Raw genomic sequence first — 24,768 nt, 5'->3', positions numbered from 1 at the left:
GCGAGCTCATCGGCCCTGCACGCCCCGCCGCCGGCGGGCACGCAGTGCCAGCACCAGGCCACGGACGGCACCCGCGCCGAAGCCGGCACCGAACACCGGGGCCAGCTTCGCGACGGCCTTGGCCTCGGCGGGCGTCGCGCCGAAGCGCGTCACGGCCACGCCGGCCGCCGCGGACCCGGCGGCGGTGATCGCCACGGCCGTCTTCGGCCGCTTGGCCGCGACGGCGAGGCCGAGCAGGCCGACGCCGAACGCGGCGAACAGGCCGTTGCGGGCCGGACCGGGCGAGCCGAGGTAGGAGTCCACGAAGGTCGTCCCGCGGAAGTACGACTGGGCGACGAACTTCTTGAAGCTGTCGCGCCCGTTGTAGGTCGCGGAGAACTCCGGGGCCAGGTGGATGCGGTGCCGTTCGGCGATCCAGCGCAGGACGCCGGTGTCGTCGCTGGCGAAGCGGACGTCGTCGAACAGCGAAACGAAAGCGTCGGAGGCCGCTTCGAGCACGGCTCGGGGCGCGAAAAAGAACCCGGTGCCCTTGGGGAAGAGGTCGAACTCCTCGATGCCGAAGGACATCAGGCGCGGGTTCGCGCAGTACCGGCGCCACGGGATCTTCACCAGGCCGGCCATGAAACCGGCGTACGGGTTGTGTTCGGAGGCGACGTTGACGTGGCCGTTCCAGACCGTCCGCTCGGGGTGGTCCACGAGCTGGTCGCGCAGGAAGGACAGCGCCCCGACGTCCATGACCACGCGGCTGTCGAGCAGCAGGATCTGCTCGCCCGCGGCCTTGGCGATGCCCGCCCGCCGGGCCTCGAACCGGCCCGAGTTGGCCTGGCTGAGCACCGTGATGCCGTGGCGTTCGCGCAGGTCGTCGAGCCGCGAAGGGGTCTCGTCGGTGCTGCCGTCGTCGACCACCACCACCTCGATCGGCCAGCTCGCGGCCGCGGCCGAGGCGAGCAGCGCGCCGACACTGCGTTCGATCCAGTCCTGCTCGTTGTAGACCGGGATCACGACGCTGAGCGAGGGGAGGAGCGGGTTCGCACTCACCGGGCCGAGGCTACCCGGCGGCCCCCGCGGCGGGTCGGCCAGTATCCTTACGCCACCGCTCCCGACCAGGAATGGGCTTCTCTGGTGATTTCCTTCATTCTCGGCACCACCGCGGAACTGATCAAGATCGCGCCGGTCTACCACGGGATCCGCGAGCGCGGGATGCGGCCGAAGATCTGGTTCACCGCCCAGCACGTCGACGAGGTCGCGGACGTCCTCGCCGACCTGAACATGCCCGAGCCGGACGTCTGGCTGGTGCCGGAGGACAAGGCCCACAACCTCGAGTCGCCGGCGCAGGTGCCGGGCTGGGCCGCGCAGGTGCTGCGGACGGCGTGGGGCCGTCGCCGCGAACTGCGCGCCGCGCTGACCGAGGACGGCCGTCCCCCGCTGGTGCTGGTGCACGGCGACACGTTCACCACGCCGTACGGCTCGCTGATCGGGAAGCGGATCCTCAAGGCCCGGGTCGGGCACGTCGAGGCGGGCGCGCGGTCGGGCAGCATCCTGTCGCCGCTGCCGGAGGAGCTGAACCGCAAGATCGCGGCGAAGATCGTCGACATCCACTTCGCGCCGAGCATCCGCGAGGTGAACAACCTGCGGCACGCCCGCGGCGTGGTCGTCGACACCGAGGCGAACACGGCGATCGACGCGATGCGGCTGGCCATCAACGGGCCGCTGGACGTGCCGGACCTGCCGGAGAAGTTCGGCCTCGCCACGCTGCACCGCTTCGAGCTGGTCTCGCGCCCGGACAAGTACCGCGAAGCCCTCGAAATCCTGCGCGAGCAGAGCCGCAAGATGCCGATCCTGTACATGGCCGGGGCGCCGGAGCGCGAGAAGATCCGCTCGCTGGGCATCGGCAACATCTTCGACGACCAGTTCATCGTCCAGCCGAAGATGCGGTACCTGAAGTTCCTGCCGCTGGTGGCCCGCGCCGAGTACGTCGTCACCGATTCGGGTGGTCTTTCGGCGGAGTGCTACTACCTCGGCCTCCCCTGCGCGGTGCACCGCGAGCGCACGGAGACCCCGCAGCACCTCGGCGAGACGGTGGTGCTGACCGAGATGCGCGGCGACAAGCTGCAGAACTTCCTCGACACGTACCAGAACCGCCGCGGCGAGTCGTGGATGGACAAGTACCACCCGTCCGAGATCGTCGTCGACACGCTGGCGCAGCTCGGCTACTGCTGAGGTCTCTTTGGGGTGACCCCGGTTTCTCCGGGGGTGAGCCGGGCACAGTCCCGCCATGATCCATATCGGACTGGCGGCGCTGCTGGCGGTGATCCCGCCGCCCATCGACCAGGGTTCGGTCCGGCAGGCGGCGCTCGACTCCGGCTTCCAGGAGGCGTACGTCGGCGCGGCGAGCCCCATCGCGCGCACGATCCACGCGGAGTACGACATCCCGGCGTCGGTGACGGTGGCGCAGTCGATCCTGGAATCCAACTGGGGCCGCAGCAAGCTGTCCACGGCGGAGCGCAACTACTTCGGCTTCAAGTGCGTGACGCCGACGAGCCCGGGGCCCCTCGCGGTGCGCTGCGCGCAGTACCCGTCGACGGAGTGCGTTCCGGCGCCGTGCCACCCGGTGGACGCGTATTTCCGCTCGTACGCGTCGATCGACGACTCGTTCCGCGACTACGGGCGCCTGTTGACGACCTCGCCGAACTACGCGGCGGCGTTGCCGGTGCGCAAGGACCCGGACGCGTTCATCCGGGCGGTGGCGAAGAAGTACGCCACCGACCCGGAGTACGCGAACAAGGTGATCAGGCTGATGGACCGGTACGACCTGCGCCGCTTCGACCAGTGAGCTCGAGCAGCTTCGCGAAGAACTCTTCGGCGCCCACCTCGAGAGCGGAGAGCAACTTCTCCTCACCGGTGACCGCGGTCTCGCGGTACGGCTCGCCGGCCACGGTGATCCTGATGAGCCCCGGCGGGACCGGCTCGAGTGTGATGCGCGCGGGCTGGTCGGGAAAGCCGACCTCGGCGCGCCCGTCCCGGCGATAGCCGGCCACGAGGTCGGTCACGAAGCCCCACAGCAGCTCGATGTCCGACACCCAGTTCGGCCCGAACAGCGTGACGGGCCCGATGGTCAGCTCGATCGCGCCGAGCAGGTCGCCACCACGCCGGGCCCGGGGCAGCTCGGCGCAGTCCCGGATGTCGACGAACTCCACTTCCCGCCGCCGTTCGAAACCGAGCAGCGTGCGGACCGGCTCGACCGGCAGGCCGTCAAAGGGCACGGCGACCCGAGAGCGCCCGGCCGAGCGTGAGCTCGTCCGCGAACTCCAGGTCGCCGCCCATCGGCAGGCCCGACGCCAGCCGCGTCACGCTCAGGCCCGGGAAGTCCCGCAGCATGCGGACCAGGTACGTCGCCGTCGCCTCGCCCTCCGTGTTGGGGTCGGTGGCGATGATGATCTCCTTGATGTCCGCCTCGCCGATGCGCTTGAGCAGCTCACGCATCCGCAGCTGCTCCGGGCCGATGCCCGACAGCGGGTCGAGCGCGCCGCCCAGGACGTGGTAGCGGCCCTTGAACTCGCGGGTGCGCTCGACCGCCAGGACGTCCTTCGGCTCCTCGACCACGCAGATCACCGTGAGGTCGCGGCGCTCGTCGCGGCAGATGCGGCACGTCGGCTGCTCGGAGACGTTGCCGCAGATCTCGCAGAACTGCACGCCCTCCTTGACCTTGCCGAGGACGTCCTGCAGCCGCGCGATGTCGGCCGGGTCGGTGGCCAGCAGGTGGAACGCGATCCGCTGGGCGCTCTTCGGCCCGACCCCGGGCAGGCGCCCGAGCTCGTCGATCAGGTCCTGGACGACACCTTCGTACAAGTTCGTCAGCCGCCGAAGCCGAGGCTGCCGAGGTCCGGCATGCCGCCACCGCCGCCGAGCCCGCCGGCCAGCGGGCCGAGCTTCTGCTCGGTGAGCTTCTGCGCGCTCGCCGACGCGTCGCGGACCGCCGCGACGATCAGGTCGGACAGCGTCTCGACGTCGTCCGGGTCGACCACCTTCGGGTCGATCCGCAGGCTCTTCAGCTGGCTGTCACCGGAGACGGTCGCGGTGACCAGCCCGCCCCCTGCCGTGCCGGTGACCTCGGTGTTGGCCAGTTCTTCCTGGGCCTCGACGAGCTTCTGCTGCATCTGCTGCGCCTGCTGCATCAGCTGGGAAAGGTCGAAGCCGCCGCCGGGTTGGGCCATGATCGCACTCGGTCCTCTCTGCACGCCTGTGTCCCCACCAGGGTAGTCGCGCCACGCGAAGGGCCGGGCTGTGGCACCGTGGTCGCCGTGCGACGCGCGATTGCCCCCCTGCTGCTGGCCGGCACCCTGCTGCTCACCGGCTGCTCCGACGACGTCCCGGCGGCGGTCCCCGTGACCACGCTCCCGCCCACGTCGGCTGCCGTGACGCCGCCGCCCTCGTCTTCACCTCCGCCGTCTTCGGTCTCGCCTTCGTCGTCGGCTCCCGCGGCTCCCTCGACTCCCGCGGCTGCGGGCAAGGTCGTCGTCCTGGACCCCGGGCACAACGGCGGCAACGCGGCCCACCCGGCGGAGATCAACCGGCCGGTGCCCGCCGGGCGTGGCCAGACCAAGCCGTGCAACACGACCGGCACCGCGACCAACGCGGGCTACCCCGAGCACGCGTTCACCTTCGACGTCGCTCAGCTGGTCGGGAAAGCGTTGGCGGACAAGGGAATTCGTGTTGTCTACACGCGACAGAACGACACCGGTGTCGGCCCCTGCGTCGACCGCCGTGCGGCGATCGGCAACGAGGCGGACGCCGACGCGGTCGTCTCCATCCACGCCGACGGCTCGGAAGCGGCGGGGGCGACCGGCTTCCACGTCGCGTACTCGTCACCGGCCCTGAACGCCGCGCAGGGAGCGCCCTCGACGCAGCTGGCGCGGACGTTGCGCGACACGCTGCGCACGAGCGGCTTCACGACAGCGAACTACATCGGCTCCGAGGGGCTGTCGGCCCGCGCGGACCTCGCCGGGCTCAACCTCTCGACGCGGCCGGCGGCCCTGGTGGAGTGCGGCAACATGCGCAACGCGGCCGAGGCCGCCCGCATGACGAGCGCGGACGGCCGCCGGCAGTACGCGGCCGCCATCGCGGCGGCGATCGAGGCCTACCTGGCTGGCTAACCTCGGCAGCATGGAACTTCCCGAGAGCTGCCACCGCCTGTTCGAGCGGCCGTTCAACGCCGTGCTGACGACCGTCAACCCGGACGGCTCGCCGCAGACGTCGCTGGTCTGGGCCAGCCGCGAGGGCGACGAGATCGTCATGGGCATGGAGGGCCACCGCCCCAAGGTGCGCAACATCCGCAACGACCCGCGCGTGACGGTGCTGATCGAGGACCACGACGGCCGCGACTCCCGCGGCCTCCCCCAGTACCTGCTGGTCCGGGGCACCGCCCGGGTGACCGGGCCGGACATCGCCGCCGAGTTCACGGCGCTGATGGACCGCCAGGCCCGCCGCTACCTGGGCACCGAGAAGTACGAGCTGGGCAACGAGGGCTCCCCGACGGCGGTGATCGTCCGCATCACGGCCGACCGCGTGACCGGCAACGGCCCCTGGGCCACCTGACCCGCTTCCGGAACGGTCGCCTCCCGTACCCGGAACGCCGGCTCGCGTACCCGAACGGTCGGCCCGCGTACCTGGAGCGTCGGCCTGCGTACCTGAGCGGTCGGCTTACGTACCTGGAACGTCGGCTCGCGTGCCCGGGGCCGGCTCGGTGAGCCGACCCGCGTGGTGCGCGGGCCGCACCGCTGGGGTCGGCAAAACGACCGCGGGGGAAGCCTGGCGCCCCCCGGGGGGGGCGGCGGGTGGGGGCGGCCGCGCCCCTCCCCCCCCCGCGGGCGGCCCGGGGCCGCCGCCCCCCCTTTGGTTCCTTTGTTACCCCCCCCCCAAACCCCCCCCCCCCCCCCCCCCCCCCCGGAGGGGTTAAGAGACGGCGGAGACGACGCCGGCGAGGCGGTCGGCGGCAGCCTGGGCCGTCGACTGGGCCGGGGCTTCGACCATCACGCGGACCAGCTGCTCGGTGCCGGACGGGCGCAGCAGCACCCGGCCTTCCTCGCCCAGCTCGGCCTCGACCGCGCCGACCGCGTCGCGGACCTCGGCGGAGTGGGCGACCGCCGCCTTGTCCGCGACCGGCACGTTCACCAGGACCTGCGGCAGCCGGTTCATCACGGCCGCCAGGTCCGCCAGGGACTTGCCCGTCGCGGCCATGCGGCTCATCAGGCGGAGCGCGGTCAGCAGGCCGTCGCCGGTCGTGGCGTGCGCCGGGAGCACGACGTGGCCGGACTGCTCGCCGCCGAGGGCGAACCCGCTCGCGCGCAGCTCCTCGAGGACGTACCGGTCGCCGACCGCGGTCGTCACGACGTTGATGTTGTGGGCCTTCATGGCCAGGTGCAGGCCGAGGTTGCTCATCACGGTCGCGACCAGCGTGTCCTTGGTCAGCTCGCCCGCCTCGGCCAGCGCCAAGGCCAGCACCGCCATGATCTGGTCGCCGTCCACCAGCTCGCCCGCGGAGTCGACGGCCACGCAGCGATCGGCGTCGCCGTCGTGGGCGATGCCGAGGTCCGCGCCGTGCTCGACGACGGCCTTGCGCAGCTTCTCCGGGTGGTTCGAGCCGCAGTGCTCGTTGATGTTCACGCCGTCCGGCTCGGCGAACAGCGCGACGACCTCGGCGCCCGCCCGGCGGTAGATCTCGGGCGCGGCGGCCGACGACGCCCCGTTCGCGCAGTCGACGACGACCTTCAGCCCGGCGAGCGAGTGCGGCGTCGCGTCGACCAGGTGGGTGGCGTAGCGGTCGAGGGCGTCCTCGACATCGGTGACGCGGCCCACACCGGCGCCGGTCGGCCGGACCTTGCCGTCCGCGAGGCCGGCCTCGATCTCGTCCTCGATGCCGTCGGGGAGCTTGTGCCCGCCCGCGGCGAAGAGCTTGATGCCGTTGTCGGGCATCGGGTTGTGCGACGCGGAGATCATCACGCCGAGGTCGGCCTCGAGCGAGCCGACCAGGTAGGCGACGGCCGGCGTGGGCAGCACGCCGACGCGCAGGACGTCGGCCCCCGCGGAGGTGAGGCCGGCGACGACCGCGGCTTCGAGCATCTCACCGCTGGCGCGCGGGTCACGGCCGACGACGGCGACCGGCCGGTGCGAACGGTCGTGCGCGGCGAGCACCCGGGCGGCACTGGCCGCCAGCGCCAGCGCGAGCTCCGGCGTCAGCTCGGCGTTGGCCAGGCCACGGACCCCGTCGGTCCCGAACAGGCGTGCCATCGATCGACCTCCTCTGCGCGGTCACACCGGTGCGACCACCACGACAACCTAGCGACCCTTCCGGGCCGCTCTCCCCCACCCCTGAATGTCGCTCCGACCGGCGGAAACAACACATCATCCCGTGAAAAACGCCGGAGCGCCCATCCGAGGACGGATGGGCGCTCCGGTGGGTTGCGCCAAGGGCGCGATCAGCGCTTGCTGTACTGCGGGGCCTTGCGGGCCTTCTTGAGGCCGTACTTCTTCCGCTCCGTGGCGCGGGCGTCACGGGTCAGGAAGCCGGCCTTCTTGAGGGCCGGGCGGTCGTCCGCGTCGACCTCGACGAGGGCGCGGGCGATCGCCAGGCGCAGCGCGCCGGCCTGGCCGGAGACGCCGCCGCCCTTGAGGTTGGCGAAGATGTCGAAGGAGTCCGGCTTCTCGACCGTGACCAGCGGCTCGCGGATGAGCTGCTGGTGCACCTTGTTCGGGAAGTACTCCTCGAGGGTGCGGCCGTTGAGCTTGAACTCACCGGTGCCCGGGACGACCCGCACGCGGACGACGGCTTCCTTGCGGCGGCCGACGGTCTGGGCGTTGCCGCCGGCGGCACGCGACGGGCGCGGCGCGGCAGGGGTCTCGCTGGTCGCGACGGCGCCGGTCTCGGTCGCCTCGGTGGCCTCGACGACCTCGGGGGTCTCGGTCTCGGTGCTGGTCACAGACTGTTCCTCACTCACTGCGCGACCTGCGCGATCTTGGTGATCTCGCGCGCCTGCGGCTGCTGCGCGGCGTGCGGGTGCTGCGGGCCGGCGTACACCTTCAGCTTCTTCGCCTGGGCGCGGCCGAGCTTGTTCTTCGGCAGCATGCCCTTGACGACCTTCTCGACAAGGTGCTCGGGCTTGGTGTCCAGCAGCTCGCCGAACGAGCGCTTCCGCAGACCGCCCGGGTAACCGCTGTGCCGGTAGGCGAACTTCTGCTCGCGCTTGTTACCGGTGAGCGCGACCTTCTCGGCGTTGACGATGATGACGAAGTCACCGGTGTCCACGTGCGGGGCGTAGGTCGGCTTGTGCTTGCCGCGCAGCAGCGTGGCGACCTCGGTCGCCAGCCGTCCGAGCACGACATCCTCGGCGTCGATCACGTGCCAGGCACGAGTGACGTCGCCGGGCTTGGGGCTGTACGTGGGCAAGGGTCTACCTCGTCGTCAACATTGCGTGTGGGTTCTGTGCGGGCCTAGCGCTTACGCGCCGCAGCGCACAACGACATATGAAGATACCCCCACGGTCACCGCACCCGCGCATCGGGGGTGGTGGAAGCGCCCATATTAGGCTCCGAGCGGCCCGGGCGCAGCGGGGACTCTACCGGAATTTTCCCGCCGAAGCGCCTGCACGCGCCGCCTCGGCACGCGAGGATGGGGCCATCCGGGCGACGAGGTTGAGCAGGGGACGGCATGAGGAAACGACCGACGGCGATCTTCGTCCTGGGCGCCCTGCTGGCCCTGGTCAGCGCCTGCGGCACGGCGAAGGCGGGCACCGCGCTGCCGAAGGGCGACGACGCGGCCGACTACGTCGGGGCCAAGTTCGAGCAGGTCATCGGCAAGCTGTCGGACGCCATCACGGACTCGCGCGACGTCACCAACTCGCTGGACGCCTACTTCAAGTTCGACGACAAGTGGATCCACAGCACCGTGACGTCGGCGCGGACCGGCAGCCCGGAGAGCCGCGCGGTGCGGCACCGATCGCAGAAGAACCCGGATGAGATCATCGACACGTACACGCCCGCCGACGGCGCGGTCGAGTACACCTACCTCGGCCCGGTGTACGTGCAGAAGGGCGTCTCGCCGACGGCGTGGGTGTCGATGCCGAAGCCGGAGGGCGGCCTGCTCGTGCCGTGCGCCTGGGGCGGGGTGCTGACGCCGTGCCGGATGGCGGACTCGACGGTGGAGGCGTACGAGGCCGACAAGCGGGCGGTCCGCGGGGCGAAGAGCCTCGGCGACGGCCGGACCGCGCTGACCGTGAACGTGCCGTTCCAGATCTTCGTCAAGGACAAGGTCGAGATCCTGCCGCCGAGCATCACCGGCCAGGTCGGGCCGGAGCTGAAGAAGGCCCCGGTCCCGGCGACGATCACGCTCAACCCGGACGGCAGCCTGGCCTCGTTCCTGATGGAGGCCAAGTTCGCCGGCGACGGCCACCAGGTCGAGCTCAAGTACGAGTTCCGGTTCACCGGCAAGGCGAGCCTCCAGGACATGCCGAAGCTGCCGGACGCGAGCCAGATCACGGTGCTGCCGGACCGGGCGGCGATGGACGACTTCTACCGCAGGCTCGGCGAAGCGCAGGGCAGCTGAGTGACCACGACCCGAGGTGATCTCCGATGACGCAGCCCGACCCGCGGCAGCCGCAGCAGTGGTGGCAGCCGTCGAACCCGCCGGGTGCCGGGAGTCCGGCGGGTCCCGCCGGTCCGGCGGGCTCGCCTGGTTCGGCGGGCTCGCCTGGTTCGGCGGGTCCCGCCGGTTCGGCTGGTCCGGCGCCTGGCGCGTGGCAGCCGGACCAGCAGGCGACCGGCCCGCACCCCGGGCAGTGGCAGCAGACCGCCGACCCGGGCACCGGGTCCGCCACCGGGCCGTGGCCCCCGGGGCCGTCGGGCTCGTTCTCCGGGCCGTGGCAGCCGGGGCAGGGCAGCGGCCCGTGGCAGCCACCGTCCCAGCCGACGCCCCAGCAGCCCCCGGCGCCCGGCCAGCTGCAGTACGGCGGCGGGTTCCAGGGGTTCCAGCAGGCGCAGTACGGCGGCCTGGGTGCGTTCGCGGCCGAGCCGGAGAAGAAGCCGAAGTCGAAGAAGCCGGCGCTGATCGCGATCGGCGTGGTGCTGGTGCTCGCGCTGGGCGGCGGCATGGCGTGGCTGCTGGGGGCGTTCCGCGGGGACGTGCTGGACCAGCAGTCCCTTCAGGACGGTGTGGTGAAGGTCCTGAACGAGAACTACGGCGAGCCGGACGTGAAGAACGCCGAGTGCCCGGCGAACGAGGCCGCGCAGAACGGGACGACGTTCGACTGCACGGTGGTGATCGGCGGGCAGCAGAAGAAGGTGACGGTGCGGGTGCTGAACGACCGGCCGGAGTACGAGGTCGGCGCGCCGCACTGAGTTTGCGGTGGCCGGCCGCGGCTTTCCCTTTCCCGCAACGGAAAACGGCGGGCCCCGCACCGGAGTGCGGGCCCGCCGTGGTTTCCGTCGCTACCTAATCAGAACAGGCTCTCGACGGCGTTGTCCGTGGCCTGGTAGCCGTCGGCGATCTGCGGCAGGGCGGCGGCGATCTGGGCCAGAACCTGCTTCATGTCCTCGAACTTCTGGTCCCAGGTGCGCTGCGCCGCGTCGTACTGCTCCTTCGCGGAACCGGTCCAGGTGGTGACCAGGGGCTTGAGGTCGTCCTTCAGGCGGTCGAACGCGGTCTGCAGCTCGCCACCGGTCTGGGTGCAGTCGTCCGCGGCCGCGCGGATCGTCGCGTAATTGACGAGAATGCCGGGAGTGTCGGGCATGATGAGCTCCTTTTGTGCGGAGGAAGTTCAGGTGAAGTTTCGGGGTGGAACTCAGCCGAGCTGGTCGAAGCCCGCGTTGACGGCGCTGAGGATCTCCTGCTGCTGCTGCTCGGAACGCTCGTACTTAGAACCGGCCTCGCGGAGCAGCTCACCGATGCGCTGCAGCGCCTGCGCCATGCCGCGGGCGTCGTCGTCGAACCGCATCATCACGTGGTTGAACGCCTTCGCGGCATCGCCCGACCAGCCGGCGCGGGTGGCCTCGATGCGGTCGCGCAGGGTCGCGAGGTTCTGGTCCATCTGCGCCCGGACCTCGGTCACCTTGCCTTCGGCGTCGGTGAACTGGGCAACTGTCCCTTGAAAACCAGGCCCACCGCTCATGACGGGACCCCCTTCTGTGATGTGGAGTTTGGCCGCAACCAAGCTTGTTCGTTCGTACGGCCCTACGACGCAGACACTGCCATGTCCGGTTCCCCCTTGTCGTGGTTTGCCCGGAAGTAGTTGCTTGCGTTAACGCCCGCGCCGGGAACCGATCGCCGCGGGTATCCGGAGATCGCCACGACCCGGTGCTGCACCACCCGGAAATGCGTTCTCTACCAGCGGGATTAGCACGCGCACAGCGACCGCGGCCCGGTTTCACTGATCGCGCTGCAGAATTCGCATCTGGGAAAAGTCTTCGTCATCGTCACCCGATCGAGGGGCTCGGACGGGAGATTGCGAACGCGAAGGAACCGGATCGGGAACCGCCAGCCCGCGGGCGCGGCGGAACCGTTCGGCGGCCGCGCGCAGCGTGCCCGGTGTCGGGTCACCCGCCTTCGTGCCGCGCCCGCTCTGCTTCAGGAGGTCGGCGTTTTCGCTGTGGTGGCGCTGGTTCCGCGCCTTCGCGGTCCCGGCGACGCGCCGCGCGTGCGTCACCGCGTCCTGGCCGGCCCGCTTGAAGGACGCCGCGGCGCTTTCGAACTCTCCGGACGGCACCGCGTCCCCGCCTCTCAGTTGAGGATCTCGACGGTGCGCACGGCCCGCACGCACGCGGCACCGACCCGGTCCCGCAGCGCTGCCGTCGCGTACTGGCACCCGACGTGCACCCGGATCCGGCCCTTCGCCACGACGTACCAGTCGACCTGGAGGTCGGGCCGGTCCTTCTTGCTCTCGTGGTAGAAGATCACGGTCTTGCCCGCGTACGACAGGCCCGGGTCGAACGCACTGTAGCGGTGGTAGGGATCGTTGTCCGCGCCGCTCTTGATCTCGTCGGCGAGCTTCTGCGGGTCGGCGGTCGCGTCGTAGTCCATGACGTACTCCTGCACCACCAGCAGGTCGTTGCCGCCCCGGTCCTCCTGCGGGTGGATGACGACCTGCCGCTCGGCGACGCGGTCGTCGGTCTGGACCCAGTCCTCGGGCGAGACGAACTTGAAGTCGTACTGCGCGAGCGTCCGGCCGTGCTCGGCCTGCTCGCCGGAGCCGCGGAAGACGAAGATCCCGCCGACGACGAGCGCGGCCACCACGACTACCGCGACCGCGACGCCGGCCCACAGCTTCCGGCGGCTCTTCCCGGCCGGCGCCGGGGCCGGCCGGGGCCCGGACGGCGGGCCCGGCTGGGCGGGCTGGCCGGCGGGCGGCGTCCACGGGCGGGCCCCCGGACGGCCCGGCGGGGCCGGCGGCGGCACCGCCGGGCGGTTCGCCTTCGGCGGGAACCCCGCCGGTGCGGGCGGGGTGCGCGGCGGAGCCGGGCGCGGGGCGACGTCGCCGGGCCGGACGACCTCCGTGCGCTGGGCCGCCGGACCGGCCGCGGCGGCGCCGAGCCGCGCCATCGCTTCGCCCGGCAGCGCGCCGGTTCGGTCCGGGTCCACCAGCACCGCCCGCAGCGCGCCGCGCGCGACCACCGTCTCGGGCTGGTCGAGGCTCGTCGGCACCACGCCGGTGCGTTCGTGCACCAGCCGCGAAATCATCGGGATCCGGCTGGACCCGCCGACCAGGAAGATCGCCGTGAGCTGCTTCGGCCGCAGGCCGGCGTCGCCGATCGCCGCGACCGTCAGCTCGACGGCCCGGCCCAGCGGCGCCGCGATCAGCCGTTCGAGGTCTTCGCGGGTCACGTGCGCGTCGGCGAACGGCGGCGGCATCGGCACGTCGGTGTAGGCGTGCCGCGACAACGTCTCCTTCGCGCCCCGCACGTCCTGGCGCAGCACGCGGCGACGGCGCCGGTCGACCAGCTCGCGCCCTTCGACGAGCTGGCGCCAGGCGTCCGGGTCCGCCGCGGCCACCAGGGAACCGATGTGTTCGAGCAGCGCCTGGTCGATGTCCGCGCCGCCGAAGCCCGGGTCGCCCCGGGTGGCAAGCACCTGGAAGCCGCCGCGCTGCGGACGGCCGGCGCGGTCGCGCCCGGTGTCCGGCGGCAGCCGCCGCACCACGCTGACGTCGACCGTGCCGCCGCCGAGGTCGAGCACCGCGAGCGCGTCGCCGGGGCGGCCGCTGAACTCGACGGTGCGGTCGTTCGTGACGTCCTGCGGCGCGAACGTCGCCGCGTGGTACACCGCCGCCGCGACCGGCTCCGGCACCAGCGCGACCTCGCGCGCCAGCCCGCCCGCGGCCTGCCGCAGCAGGCGGGTGCGGATCGCGCCCCAGTCCGCCGGGTGGGTCAGCACCAGCAGGTCGACCTCGGCGTCACCGGCCAGCCGGCGCGCCTCGGCCACCGCGCGCCCCAGCACGGCGTGCACGACGTCGGTGACCCGCAGGACGCTCTCGCCGAGCAGCAGCTCGCCCTCGTCGATCCGGCGCTTCGGGTTCGGCTCGTACCGCGACGGGTCGACGGCCGCCTGCCGCTCGGCCTCCTGGCCGACGAACAGCGTGCCGTCCGCCGCCGCGTACACCGCCGAGGACATCAGCGGCTGGCCGTCGATCACCACGACCTGCGGCTCGCGCCCGTTCACGGAGGCGACGACGCAGGTGCTCGAGGTCCCGAAGTCCACCGCAACCCGGACCGTCACCAGCAGCTCCCGCACATTTCGTCGCGATCCCCCGCGCCCGGCCGGCGGGGCGCGCCCTCGGGGAGGAACCTACTCACCCCGCCGGGCGCGCGTCCGGGCGCCGTCGTCAGTCGGGCTGGATCCACGACACCTGGATCAGCTGCTTGCCGAACTTGCGGGTGAGCATGTTGCCCCGGCCCGGCGGCATCGCGGACGGCTTGATGTTGCCGACCAGCGGGCCTTCGTCGCGGGAACCGTTCATCACCATGCCCGGCGCCGCGATCTCCTTGAGCTTGCCGATGATCGGGTCGTACATCGCCTTGCTCGCGCCACCGGTGCGCCGCACGACCACCAGGTGCAGGCCGACGTCCTTGGCCTGAGGCAGGAAGTCGGAGATCTTCCGCAGCGGGTTGGTGCTGGAGGTCGCGACCAGGTCGTAGTCGTCGACCAGGATGAACAGCTCCGGGCCCTTCCACCACGACCGCGTCTTCAGCTGCTCCTGCGTGACGTCGGGGCCGGGCAGGCGCCGGGTCATCGAGTTGAAGACGTCGTTGATCATGCTTTCCAGCTGGGCCGCCGACACCGCGTACCCGAGCAGCGAGTCCCCCTGGATGAACCCGAGCATCGTGCGCCGGTAGTCGACCAGCAGGATCAGGCCTTCCTTGGCGGTGTAGCGCTCGGAGATGCCCCGGGCGATCTGCCGCAGCAGGTTCGTCTTCCCCGACTCGCCGTCGGCGAAGGCGTAGAAGTGCGGCTCGGCGTTGAAGTCCAGGTAGATCGGCTGCAGGTCCTCTTCGTTGACGCCGATCGGGATGAGCTTGGAGTCCCGGGCGGAGTCGAGCTTGAGGACCTCCTCGTAGGTGATCAGCTCCGGCAGCAGGCGCACCTGCGGCGCGACCCGGCCGCGCCACGCGCTCTTGATCTTCGCCACCGCGTCGGCCACGCCGGCCGCGATCGTCTCCGGGTCGCTGGAGCCGTCGATCCGCGGCAGCCCGCCGAGCATGTGCAGCTTGTCCCGGGTCAGGCCGCGGCCCGGCCGCCCGGCCGGGATGTTCACCGCGATCCGCCGGTCGATGTCGGACTCGGTCGGGTCACCCAGGCGCAGCTCGAACCGGGTGCCCAGCATGTCCTTGATCGCCGGGCGGATGTCGGCCCACCGGTTGGCGGCGATGATCACGTGCACGCCGTAGGACAGACCCTGCGTGGCGAGCCGGGTGATCGTGGTCTCGAGCTCTTCGAAGTCGTCCCGCAGGGCCCGCCAGTTGTCCACGATCAGGAACGCGTCCCCGAACGGGTCCTGCTCCGGGCGGATCTCGCCGCGGCGCTTGCGGTTGCGGAACTCGGTCATCGAGTCGATGCCCATCGCCCCGAACCGGCCCTCCCGCTCGGTGAGCAGGGTGGTCAGCTCGGCCACGATCCGGCGGGCCTTGTCCGGCTCGCGCCGCGCGACCGCGACGCCACCGACGTGCGGCAGGTCCGCGAGACCCGCCAGGGTGCCACCACCGAGGTCCAGGCAGTAGAACTGCGCTTCCTCCGGGGTGTGCGTCAGCGCCATCGACATGATCAGCGTCCGCAGCATGGTCGACTTGCCGGTCTGCGGGCCGCCGACGATCACGCCGTGCCCGGACGCGCCCGAGAAGTCCGCCCACAGCGGGTCACGCCGCTGCTCGTACGGCCGGTCGATGATGCCCAGCGGCACCTGCAGCCGCCCGTTGCCGAAGAAGCCCACCGGGGACAGGCCGCGGTCGTCGGTCGGGTTCAGGTTGGGCAGCAGCGTGTCGAGGGAGTTGGGGTCCTTCAGCGGCGGCAGCCACACCTCGTGCGCCGGCGGGCCCTGGCCCACCAGCCGCGACACGATGACGTCCAGCTCGCTGGGTTCGACCGCCTCTTCCGGCTGCTGCGGCGCCTGCGCCACCGGCGCCTCGATCTGCTGCGGCTCCGGCTCCTTCGGCAGCTCCACGAAGTCCGGGACGAACAGCTGCGGCCGCTTGTCCGCGCGGACCACGGTCGCCGCCGGGCCCGCCGCCTTCAACCCCGCCGGCCGGTACGGGCCCGAGACGTAGGCGGCCTTGAACCGCACCAACGTCGAGGTGTCGTACTTCAGGTACCCGCCACCCGGGACCGACGGCAGCTCGAACGCGTCCGGCACGCCGATCGCGGCGCGGGACTCCGCCGCCGAGAACGTCTTGAGGCCGATCCGGTACGACAGGTGGGAGTCGAGGCCGCGCAGCTTGCCTTCTTCGAGGCGCTGCGAGGCGAGCAGCATGTGCATCTGCAGCGACCGGCCCAGCCGGCCGATGGCGACGAACAGGTCGATGAAGTCCGGCTTCGCGCTCAGCAGCTCGGAGAACTCGTCGCAGACGATGAAGAGGGCGGGCAACGGGTCGAGGTCGGCGCCGTTTTCGCGGGCTTTCTCGTATTCCCAGACGTTCTTGAAGTTGCCGCCGTTCTTCAGCGCTTCCTGGCGGCGGTTCATCTCGCCGGCCAGCGCGTCCTTCATCCGGTCGACCAGCGTGACCTCGTCCGCGAGGTTGGTGATGACGGCGGAGACGTGCGGGGCCTTGTCCAGACCCAGGAACGTCGCGCCACCCTTGAAGTCGACGAGCACGAAGTTCAACGTCGAGGACGAGTGCGTCGCCAGCAGGCCCAGCACCAGGGTGCGGAGGAACTCCGACTTACCGGAACCGGTCGCCCCGATGCACAAGCCGTGCGGACCCATGCCTTCGGCGGCCGCTTCCTTGATGTCCAGCTCCACCGGCTGCCCGTACTCGCCGACCCCGAACGGAACCCGGTAGCGGTCCCGGATCGGCCGCGGCCGCCACGCCTGCTGGACGTCGAAGGTCATCGGGTCACCGGGAATGCCGAGCAGTTCCAGCAGCGACGGGTTGGACAGCAGCGGCTCTTCGTCGCCGACGTCCTGGCCCGCGGCCCCGCCGACGCGGTAGGGCGAGATGAGCCGGGCCAGCGACTCGGTTTCCACCAGGCTCAGGGTGTCCGGGCGGCCGAACCACTCGACGCCGCCGGCGCTGCGCGCCCCCAGCCTGTCCGGCTCCACGACCAGCCGGAGACCGCGGCGGGCGGCCAGGTTGCCGAGGGAGTCGGACAGGTCGATCAGCGTGACGCCGACCAGGCCCTCCTCGAGGACGATCTGCTCCTCGCGGGTCACCTCGGCGTCGTCGATGATGATGACGACGTGCGGCTGGTCCGGGGCCGGCGTGGCGTTGCGGGAAAACCGCTGCCGGTCACGCAGTTCTTCGTCGAGCCAGTCTTCGATCTGGGCTAGGGAACCGGCCATCATGCGGAGCTGGCCGATACCGTCCGACAGCGTGGGGTGCTGGACGTGCGGCAGCCACTTCGCCCACTCCCACTCCTCCTTCGCGCGGCCCGCGGTGGCGACCGCGATCAGCACGTCGTCGGGGCTGTGGAAGGTGACCAGCTGCGCGAGCATCGCGCGGGTGAGGCCGCGGGTCAGCGCGCGGTCGCCCTGCATGCTGACCGCGGCGAAGCCGCGCAGCGTGATCTGGGTCGGCAGGTCGGGGACGATCGAGTGCGCGCGCACGAACCGGCGCAGCGCGAGGGTGGCGATCGGCTCCAGCTCGTCGACGGGCCCGGTCTGGGGCGGGACCAGCCGCGTCGCGAGGCGGTGCGAGCTGCGCCCGACGCGCAGGTGCAGGAAGTCCTGGTCGTTCTGGCGGCGTTCCCACATGCGGCGGCTCGCCGCGAGCGACCAGAGGGACTGGGGGTCGGGGTGCACCCATTCCAGGGCGGCGCGCTGGTCGACCATCGCCTCGCGGGCGCGGTCGCGCATCTGGCCCAGGTAACGCAGGTAGTCCTTGCGGTCTTCGTCCATCTCGGCGCGCTTGGCGCCGCCGCCCTTGCCGCCACCGCCGGCCATCATCCCGAGCGTTCCGACGACCATCATGCCGCCCATGGCCATCATCATCGGGTTCCGCCCGGAGGCGGTGAACATGAAGACCATCATCCCGATCGACGCGAAGATCATCACGATCGGCAGGGCCTTCATGACGATGTTGCCGGGGATGACCCGGGGCACCTCGGGCGGCGGCTCGAGGTGCACCTCACCGCCCGGCGGCCGCGGTGCCGCCAGCCGCGGCGACTTCTTGAACTGCAGCGTGCTCATCGAAGGACCCCTCTTCAAACTCGACGATGGCGGCCACCGCAAGGTGTGCGGACAACCTATCGAACGCCTCGTGGGAATTTCGCCGGATGCTCGGAAACCCCTCGTGAACGCCCCTTTGCCCGCGTCGCACGAGTGTACGGCCCGGCACCGACAGTAATATGGGGTTCGCGGCGCCGGCCTGCGGCGGCCGGTGGATTTCGGACGTTCCATGATGCCCGCACCGGGGTTCGGTATAAGTTCCCCCGGGAGACGTCTCATCAGAGCGGGGGCAGTGCAGTGGCTACGGGCACGACAGTTTTCAGCAGGGTGACGGTCGTCGCGCCCTCGACGCGGATCGACGTCGCGCTGCCCGCCGACGTCGCGGTGGCCGACCTCCTGCCGATGCTCCTCGACATGGCCAAGGAGACCTCGCCCGACGGCGGCGCCCGGCACGGCGGCTGGGCGCTGGCGAAGCTCGGCGACGCCCCGCTCGACCCCAGCCGGACGCTGGCCTCGCTCGGCGTGGTCGACGGTGAGCTCCTGCAGCTGCGCAAGCGCAACGAGAACCCGCCGCCGCCGCTGTACGACGACGTCGTCGACGCCATCGCGGAGTCCTCCCCCGACAGTTTCCGCCCGTGGACCAAGGAGACGGCGAACCGGTTCGGGCACATCGCCGGCGGGCTGGCGCTGTTCGCCGCCGCGGTCGCGCTGTTCATGAGCGGCTCGCTCTACGGCGGCAGTGCACTGGGCGCGGCCATCGCCGGCGGCATCGGCGCCGTCGCGTGCGTCGCGGTCGGCGCGACGCTCGCCAAGGGCTACCAGGCGGAGCAGACCGGCGTGCTGATCGCCGCGGCCGGCGGCCTGCCGCTGGCCTTCGTCAGCGGCTTCTACATCGTGCCCGGCCTGTCGATGCGGGCGAACCTGCTGCTCGGCGCGGTCCTGGTGATCATCGTCGCCTCGGTCTGCATCATGGTGATCGGCGCCGGCATCACGACGTTCATCGCGGCGGCCACGGCGGGCACGTTCGGCGGGCTGGCCTTCCTGTTCGGCACGCTCGTCGCGCACCCGGCGGCCGGGATCGCGGCCGGCACGGTCGCGGTCGCCCTCGCCTGCATCTCGATCCTGCCCCGCGCCACGATCTGGCTCGCGAAGCTGCCGCTGCCGCACGTCCCGAGCAACGCCGAAGAGCTGAAGGAAGACTCCGGCTTCCCCGATTACCGGGCGATCGAGCGCCGCACCGCGGTGGCGCACAACTACATGACCGGCCTGATGGTCGGCTGCGGGGCCACCGTCGCGGTGGCCGCGATCATCGCCGCCACCGCGCCGGGCGCGTTCGGGATCATCCTCGGCGTCGTCGCGACGCTCGTGCTGCTCCTGCGCGCCCGCGCGTACGCCAACGGCAGCCAGGCGATCGCCCTGCTCACCACCGGCCTGGTGTCGGCCACCGGGATCGCCGTCGGCTGGCTGCTCACGGCGAACGCCCAGAACCGCCTGCTCTACGTCTTCGGCGTGCTGGTCCTGCTGGCCGCGGGGGCGCTGGTGGTCGGCGTGATCTTCCCGAACCAGCGGTTCTCGCCGCCGCTGCGGCGCACCGTGGAGATCATCGAAGCGGTCTGCATCGCCTCGGTGCTGCCCCTCGCCCTGGGTGTGATGGATCTGTACACCACCCTGCGGCACCTGAACTTCAAGTGACCGGATCGGGTGACTCTCCGATGGCAGCAGCACGGCGTCCCGGCGCCACCCGGCGGACCACGACGGCCCTGCTGGCCGGCACGATCGGCCTCCTGTCGCCCCTGACGCTCGCGGTGCCGGCGTGGGCGCAGGCCGCACCGGCCGACGGCTACTTCGCGACGCCCCCGCCGGTCGACATGGGCAAGCTGATCCCGGACTCGGGGCAGCCCGACAAGAAGTACAAGCAGACGAAGGGCTGCGTGCAGCGCAGCACCCTCGGGCAGAACATCGAGATCAAGAACCGGCCGTGGGGCCAGGAGTACCTGCAGATCTCCAAGGCGCAGGACATCGTCAAGGCGGCCACCGGCAGCGCCGGCGGGGGCGTCAAGGTCGCGGTGATCGACACCGGCGTGACGAAGCACCCGTGGTTCCAGGACCGGCTCAAGTCCGGCGGCGACTACGTGGCCACGCCGACGAAGGGCCAGCAGCCGGGGCTCGAGGACTGCGACGGTCACGGCACCGAGGTCGCCGGGATCATCGGAGCCAAGCCGGACAACCCGGAGGTCGGGTTCGTCGGCGTCGCGCCGGACGCCACGATCGTCTCCTACCGCCAGCTCAGCGAGAACTACGAGCCCGACACCTCGACCCCGACACCGCCGCCGTCGAGCAGCAGTTCGGGCACGCCGTCGTCGAGCACCAGCCCGCCACCGGGCGGTGGCGGCGGCAGCGGGGAAGGCGACCGGACCTCGCCCGGGCAGTCCAACGGCGGCCGCCAGCTGGAGAAGGCGGGCACCGCGGGCACCCTGAAGACGCTGGCCGAGATCATCCGCGGCATCGCCGACAACCACGAGGCCGACGTCATCAACATGTCGGTCGACAACTGCCGCCCCGCCACCGGCTCGATCACCGAAGGCGAGCAGCAGGTCCAGGCGGCCGTGCGCCTGGCGGCCCAGGCGGGCATCGTGGTCGTCGCGGCGGCCGGCAACGCGACGGACACGTGCCCGCAGAACGACCAGCCGGACGCGCGCAAGCCGAAGACGATCGTGACGCCACCGTGGTTCGCGGACGACGTGCTGTCGGTCGGGGCGATCGACGAGACCGGCGGCGTGGCGCAGTTCAGCGTGCACGGCCCGTGGGTCGGCGTCGCGGCGCCCGGTACGAAGATCATCTCGCTCGACCCGGCGGAGGGGTCCGGCAGCCTGGCGAACCTGACGTTCGAAAACGGCGACAAGGCGAGCGAAATCCAGGGCACCAGCTTCGCGGCGCCGTACGTCGCGGGCCTGGCGGCACTGGTGAAGGCGAAGTACCCGCAGCTCGACGCCAAGGGCATCATCAACCGCATCAAGGAGACGGCCCAGCACCCGGCGGCCCCGGGCGGCCGCGACAACTTCGTCGGCTACGGCGTGATCGACCCGGTGGCGGCGCTGACCCAGGTCCTGCCGTCGGAGGTGGGCAACCAGGCGCCGATCCCGGCTCCGCAGCTGGCCCAGCTCCCCCCGGCGAACGACCGCAGCTCGACCCCGGTGATCGTGGCGCTGGCCGGCACCGCGGGCGGCGTGCTGGCCCTGCTGATCACGTTGTTCGTGATGCACACGATCCGCCGCAACCGCCCGGCCGAGAGCGACACCCGCCGCCGCTGAGCCCTACTTCGCGGGTGGTTTCTTCGGCGGCGGGTTCTCGTCTTCGCCGATCACCGGCGGAGCGACCAGGCCCGGCTCGCCCAGCAGGTCCGACGACTTCGTGACCGGGCGGGTCTTCGACGGGCGGCGGGCCTGGCCGCCGCCCGTGCCGAAGGCGCCGAAGCCCATCATCGGCATCATCGGCATGCCGGACGACGTGCTGTGGTTCTCCTCCGCCGGCGGGGCCTGCGGTGCCGGCGGAGCCTCGGCGGCCGGACCCGGGTCGGCCGCGCCCGTGTGGCGTCCCTCCGCCGGTTCGCTCGCCGAAGACGGCGTCATCACCTCGTCGGCCGCAGCCGAAGACGGCGCCGTCCCTTCGTCCGCCGAAGCCGCTTCGTTCAACGCGTCGTCGTGGAGCTTGAACTTCTCCTGCGGGTACCGGTGCCGGATCTCGATGGTGCGGGACGCCGCGTCGGGGTCGTCGACGCCGTCGCAGAGCCGGTCGAACGCCTCCAGCACGTCGCGAGCCGTCTCGAACAGCGCCTTCGCCGAATCCTGCGTCTCCTGCAGCTGGGCCCGGGCCCGTTTGGTGCCGCCGCTCGGGAGCAGCATCGTCTCCGACGTCAGCTCCGCCGCGTCCACCAGCACTTCCACCAGGTCCACGACGATGTGGCGCAGCGTCGTCACCAGGTCGTCGAGCGCGGCCGCCAGGGTGGTGAGCGCTTCCTGGAGGTCGCCGCCCGCCGCGCCGATCTCGCGCATGTACGTCACGAACGCGTCCGCGTCGCGGCCCTCCCAGCCCGCGTCGAGGCGGCCGAGCTGGTCGTCGAGCCGCGTGGACACGTCGGCCGCGGCCGACGCCGCCTCGCGCAGCCGGTCGGCTTCGGCACCGAGGTCGGCCCAGCGGCCGAGCAGCGGGCGGAAATACGTCTCCACGGGGTCGATCAGGCCGAGCTGCTGCGCGAGGTCCGACAGGTAACCCAGGTAGGGCTCGGCGGCCGCGGTGAGGTCCTCGCCGCCGGGGGCCACGGCCGTCATCCGAGCCTCCCCGCGCGCTTGATCAGCTCGGCGGCTTCGGTGTCCTGCCCGCCGTGCCGGACCGTCACCTGCCGCAGCGCCTCCGCGGCCGAGCGCAGCGCCTCCGCGCCGTCGGCCAGCTGCCGCCGCAACGCACCCGCGGCCCGGCCGTACGACGCGCCGAGGCCGATCTGCGCCCCCAGCGTCCCGTACGACTCGTCGGTGACGTCCCCGCCGACCTCGGTCGCCGCGGCGTCCAGATCGTCCGCGGCGGCGTCCGCCGTCGCCGCGTACCCGGCGACGACGACGGCGTCCATCCTCAAGCCGGCCACGGCACCTCCGCTCGCCAAAAAGACCTTCGAGCGTGGGACGCCCGCCGGGGCCCGGTGGTTCCGCTCAGTTCCCCGGCTGTGCGGCAGCCGTCGGGTAGGTGCCCGCGTTCGGGTCGATCGGCACCGAGTCGAACTGCCGCAGCACGTCCTGGGTGTTCAGCGACGCCCCGGTCGGCAGCAGCCCGATGATCGACTCGGGCGCGGGCTGCCGGTTGTTCAGGCCGATCGCGTCCGCGGTCTGGGCGTCCGGGACGCTGTAGCGGACGCCCCGGTCGGAGATCAGCTGGATCTGGCCCTTGCCGAAGCTGGCCTTGCCGGTGGCCGACTGGACCACCGCGGCGAAGCCCGGCTTCAGGTAGAAACCGTTGAGCGGCACCCGGTTCGGGCCCGGCGTGGTCACCGTCATCGGGGTGAACCTGTCGCCGGTGCTCTTCGCGCCGGGCAGCTGCGTGTCGACGTACACCGAGGTGTGCCCGTCCTGGTCCGGGCCGGACCCGACCAGCGACCAGCCCAGGCAGGCGACCGACGAGTTCTTCGTCGCGTCGAGGACCGTCGGCACCGAACGCGGGAAGTCGTCGACGGCGATGTAGTCGGGGTCGGTGGGCTGCATGACGTGCACCCCGGCGAGCTTGTCGGGGCCGAGCGTCTGGATCTTGCCGGAACTGCCGTTCTTCGCCACGCGGATGATGTCGGCCACCGCGTTGGACACGCGCTGGATGCCGCTGCGGGTGATCGCCCAGTAGTTCAGCGTCGTCTCGCCGGCCTGCTGCGTGGCGAAGACGTCGCCCGCGGTCAGGCCGTCGAAGTCCGCCGGGGCCGGGCCGCTCGCGATCTTCGGCGGGCTCAGCTTGGCGACCTCGGGGATCGCGTTCAGCAGCCCCTGCGTGATCTTCCGCGGCGCGGGCGGCAGCTGCAGCGCCGTCCGGACGGCGTCGTTCGGGTTGTCGACGTCGATCTCGGCGCGCACGGTGTTCGCGTTCGGCCGGTTCCGGGAGCTCGGCAGCCGGTAGACGAGATAGGTCCGGCCGTTGTCGGCCTTCGCCAGCAGTGCCTCGTTCTCCCCCAGTTCGGCGCCGAGGCCGCCGGGCGCGATGCCGCCGAAGACGTAGGTGTTGGTCTTGCCCGTGTCGGCGTTCGGCAGCGACGGATCCACCACCACCTGGTCGCAGACCGCCCAATTCGCGGAAATCCGCTGGGAATCCGTCGGGATCAGCTGCGGGCCGTCCGGAATCCCGGTCAGTTTGTCGCGCGGAATGTCCTTCAGCTGATCGTCGGAAACGACCGTGGGATTCTTCACACTCGCCGCGCCCGCCGCGGCGGCTGGGGCGGGCGCCGCGGTCGCGCCACCGGTGCCGCCGCCGGGCTGCTTCGACTGCGCCAGCAGGAGAAGCCGCGCCGAAGCGAGGTTGAAGGTCGGGATGAGCTTCTTCGGGTTGCCCGTGACGACGTACACCGTGCCGGACTGCTCGCCGATCACGATGTTCCCGGCCGCCGGCACCGAAGGCGCCGGGCTGAGCAGCCCCCAGACGACGAACACGATCATGCCCAGCGCCCCCAGCACGACACCGACGATCGTGGCCCGCGTGTGGGTGCGCATCGGGTCGTGCAGCATCACCGCGTCCCGCCGGACCAGCGCCGACTGCATCCGCCGCAGGACGAACTGATAAGCCTGGACCTGAGACTTAGTCGTGGGTGTTGATGGCATTCTCGACCTACAGCTCTCCCCGTCGCGGTACGGTTCCGCAGGATAGCCGTACGGGGACCGTCTGGTGTGGGGTTTCTACCAACTCAGGCTAGGGTCGGGCACCCCGGGACCCGGCTTCCGGGTATGCAGCAAGCACGAGGGGAAGAGAAAGCGGCGATGTCCGTCACCAACCCGCCACGTCCGCCTGGTCCGCCCGGGCCCCCGCCGCCCGGCCGCCAGCCGGTCCCGCCGCCGCGGCCGGGCAGACCCGGTGGTCCGGGCGGGGTGCCGGGCGGCCCGGGCGGCCCCGGTGGCGTCCCCGGTGCCCCCGCCGGACCGGCCGGACCGCCGACGGGACCCCATGGTGTCCCCGGCGGGCCCGGCATGCCCCCGCGCGGGCCCGGTGGCCCCGGTGGGCGTCCCGGCCCCGGCGGACCGGGCGGCGGCCCCGGCGGACCGGGCGGCGGGCCTGGTGGCCCGGGCGGCGGCCCCGCTGGTCCCGGCGGCGGTGCCCCGGGTGGCGGTCCCGGTGGGCCTGGTGGTCCCGGTGGGCCTGGTGGTCCCGGTGGCGGTGGCCCGGGCGGACC

General features: G+C 71.8%; 23 protein-coding genes. 8 read left to right on the top strand and 15 right to left on the bottom strand.

Features of this window, described 5'->3' with window-relative positions; genetic code table 11:
• Positions 1-6 precede the first annotated feature (6 nt).
• Positions 7-1,038, bottom strand: coding sequence for a glycosyltransferase (locus AB0J55_RS15570; RefSeq protein WP_364248269.1), 1,032 nt, complete (start codon positions 1,036-1,038; stop codon positions 7-9).
• An 84-nt stretch (positions 1,039-1,122) separates the two neighbouring features.
• Here AB0J55_RS15570 and AB0J55_RS15565 point away from each other — a divergent pair, with 84 nt between their 5' ends.
• Entirely contained in the window at positions 1,123-2,220 is a 1,098-nt protein-coding gene (locus AB0J55_RS15565) for a UDP-N-acetylglucosamine 2-epimerase (protein WP_364248267.1), read from the top strand.
• A 55-nt stretch (positions 2,221-2,275) separates the two neighbouring features.
• Positions 2,276-2,833 (top strand): glucosaminidase domain-containing protein, encoded by a 558-nt coding sequence (locus AB0J55_RS15560; RefSeq protein ID WP_364248265.1) that lies wholly within the window; start codon positions 2,276-2,278, stop codon positions 2,831-2,833.
• On the opposite strand, the gene AB0J55_RS15555 is transcribed toward AB0J55_RS15560, so the two are convergent.
• From AB0J55_RS15555 to AB0J55_RS15545, 3 genes are read right to left on the bottom strand one after another with little or no spacing between them, the layout of a single operon-like run.
• Entirely contained in the window at positions 2,790-3,197 is a 408-nt protein-coding gene (locus AB0J55_RS15555; protein WP_364248263.1) for a hypothetical protein, read from the bottom strand. The two genes, AB0J55_RS15560 and AB0J55_RS15555, sit on opposite strands and share 44 nt — an antisense overlap.
• 55 nt (positions 3,198-3,252) lie before the next feature.
• The gene (gene recR, locus AB0J55_RS15550) at positions 3,253-3,849 is read right to left on the bottom strand and encodes a recombination mediator RecR (protein WP_361087634.1); all 597 of its coding nucleotides are present in this window, start codon (positions 3,847-3,849) and stop codon (positions 3,253-3,255) included.
• A gap of 5 nt (positions 3,850-3,854) precedes the next feature.
• The gene (locus AB0J55_RS15545; protein WP_103343527.1) at positions 3,855-4,214 is read right to left on the bottom strand and encodes a YbaB/EbfC family nucleoid-associated protein; all 360 of its coding nucleotides are present in this window, start codon (positions 4,212-4,214) and stop codon (positions 3,855-3,857) included.
• A gap of 78 nt (positions 4,215-4,292) precedes the next feature.
• On the opposite strand from AB0J55_RS15545, the gene AB0J55_RS15540 reads away from it, so the two are divergent.
• Together AB0J55_RS15540 and AB0J55_RS15535 are read left to right on the top strand one after the other, a co-directional pair.
• Entirely contained in the window at positions 4,293-5,153 is an 861-nt protein-coding gene (locus AB0J55_RS15540) for an N-acetylmuramoyl-L-alanine amidase (protein ID WP_364248260.1), read from the top strand.
• A gap of 10 nt (positions 5,154-5,163) precedes the next feature.
• Positions 5,164-5,595 carry a TIGR03618 family F420-dependent PPOX class oxidoreductase gene (locus AB0J55_RS15535; protein WP_364248258.1) on the top strand — a complete coding sequence of 144 codons (432 nt, stop codon included), beginning with the start codon at positions 5,164-5,166 and terminating at the stop codon, positions 5,593-5,595.
• Between the two features lie 357 nt (positions 5,596-5,952).
• Here the strand turns inward: AB0J55_RS15535 and glmM are convergent, their stop codons facing one another.
• The 3 genes from glmM to rplM form a co-directional block, all read right to left on the bottom strand.
• Entirely contained in the window at positions 5,953-7,287 is a 1,335-nt protein-coding gene (gene glmM / locus AB0J55_RS15530) for a phosphoglucosamine mutase (RefSeq protein ID WP_364248256.1), read from the bottom strand.
• A gap of 188 nt (positions 7,288-7,475) precedes the next feature.
• Complete coding sequence (gene rpsI / locus AB0J55_RS15525) at positions 7,476-7,976, bottom strand: 30S ribosomal protein S9 (RefSeq protein ID WP_004560139.1); 501 nt, start codon at positions 7,974-7,976, stop codon at positions 7,476-7,478.
• Between the two features lie 14 nt (positions 7,977-7,990).
• Positions 7,991-8,443: a 50S ribosomal protein L13 gene (gene rplM / locus AB0J55_RS15520; protein WP_004560141.1), complete on the bottom strand. Its 453-nt coding sequence runs from the start codon at positions 8,441-8,443 to the stop codon at positions 7,991-7,993.
• A 261-nt stretch (positions 8,444-8,704) separates the two neighbouring features.
• On the opposite strand from rplM, the gene AB0J55_RS15515 reads away from it, so the two are divergent.
• Complete coding sequence (locus tag AB0J55_RS15515) at positions 8,705-9,598, top strand: hypothetical protein (protein WP_364248254.1); 894 nt, start codon at positions 8,705-8,707, stop codon at positions 9,596-9,598.
• Positions 9,599-9,624: 26 nt separating this feature from the next.
• Complete coding sequence (locus tag AB0J55_RS15510) at positions 9,625-10,389, top strand: DUF4333 domain-containing protein (RefSeq protein ID WP_364248252.1); 765 nt, start codon at positions 9,625-9,627, stop codon at positions 10,387-10,389.
• Positions 10,390-10,487: 98 nt separating this feature from the next.
• Here the strand turns inward: AB0J55_RS15510 and AB0J55_RS15505 are convergent, their stop codons facing one another.
• From AB0J55_RS15505 to eccCa, 5 genes are all read right to left on the bottom strand, one after another.
• On the bottom strand, positions 10,488-10,781 hold the full coding sequence (locus AB0J55_RS15505) for a WXG100 family type VII secretion target (protein WP_364248250.1): 294 nt from the start codon (positions 10,779-10,781) through the stop codon (positions 10,488-10,490).
• 51 nt (positions 10,782-10,832) lie between these two features.
• Complete coding sequence (locus AB0J55_RS15500) at positions 10,833-11,159, bottom strand: WXG100 family type VII secretion target (RefSeq protein WP_364248249.1); 327 nt, start codon at positions 11,157-11,159, stop codon at positions 10,833-10,835.
• Between the two features lie 255 nt (positions 11,160-11,414).
• Positions 11,415-11,753 (bottom strand): hypothetical protein, encoded by a 339-nt coding sequence (locus AB0J55_RS15495; RefSeq protein ID WP_364248247.1) that lies wholly within the window; start codon positions 11,751-11,753, stop codon positions 11,415-11,417.
• Positions 11,754-11,767: 14 nt separating this feature from the next.
• Complete coding sequence (locus tag AB0J55_RS15490) at positions 11,768-13,759, bottom strand: type VII secretion-associated protein (protein WP_364248245.1); 1,992 nt, start codon at positions 13,757-13,759, stop codon at positions 11,768-11,770.
• Between the two features lie 106 nt (positions 13,760-13,865).
• Positions 13,866-17,879, bottom strand: a complete 4,014-nt coding sequence (gene eccCa, locus AB0J55_RS15485) for a type VII secretion protein EccCa (protein ID WP_364248243.1) — start codon at positions 17,877-17,879, stop codon at positions 13,866-13,868.
• 306 nt (positions 17,880-18,185) lie between these two features.
• Between eccCa and eccD the strand changes: the two genes are divergently transcribed.
• Positions 18,186-19,550: a type VII secretion integral membrane protein EccD gene (gene eccD / locus AB0J55_RS15480; RefSeq protein WP_364248241.1), complete on the top strand. Its 1,365-nt coding sequence runs from the start codon at positions 18,186-18,188 to the stop codon at positions 19,548-19,550.
• A gap of 20 nt (positions 19,551-19,570) precedes the next feature.
• Positions 19,571-21,169, top strand: coding sequence for a type VII secretion-associated serine protease mycosin (gene mycP / locus AB0J55_RS15475; RefSeq protein WP_364248239.1), 1,599 nt, complete (start codon positions 19,571-19,573; stop codon positions 21,167-21,169).
• Between the two features lie 3 nt (positions 21,170-21,172).
• On the opposite strand, the gene AB0J55_RS15470 is transcribed toward mycP, so the two are convergent.
• The 3 genes from AB0J55_RS15470 to eccB form a co-directional block, all read right to left on the bottom strand.
• Entirely contained in the window at positions 21,173-22,186 is a 1,014-nt protein-coding gene (locus AB0J55_RS15470; protein ID WP_364248237.1) for a WXG100 family type VII secretion target, read from the bottom strand.
• Positions 22,183-22,497: a hypothetical protein gene (locus AB0J55_RS15465; protein WP_364248235.1), complete on the bottom strand. Its 315-nt coding sequence runs from the start codon at positions 22,495-22,497 to the stop codon at positions 22,183-22,185. The genes AB0J55_RS15470 and AB0J55_RS15465 overlap by 4 nt, the downstream gene beginning before the upstream one ends.
• Before the next feature lie 64 nt (positions 22,498-22,561).
• Entirely contained in the window at positions 22,562-24,202 is a 1,641-nt protein-coding gene (gene eccB / locus AB0J55_RS15460; protein ID WP_364248233.1) for a type VII secretion protein EccB, read from the bottom strand.
• Between the last annotated feature and the right edge of the window lie 566 nt (positions 24,203-24,768).

The organism is Amycolatopsis sp. NPDC049688 (genome assembly GCF_040674975.1).
Classification (GTDB): domain Bacteria; phylum Actinomycetota; class Actinomycetes; order Mycobacteriales; family Pseudonocardiaceae; genus Amycolatopsis.
The sequence above is the reverse complement of the archived record's forward strand: the minus strand, read 5'-3'. Positions and strand labels throughout refer to the sequence as shown.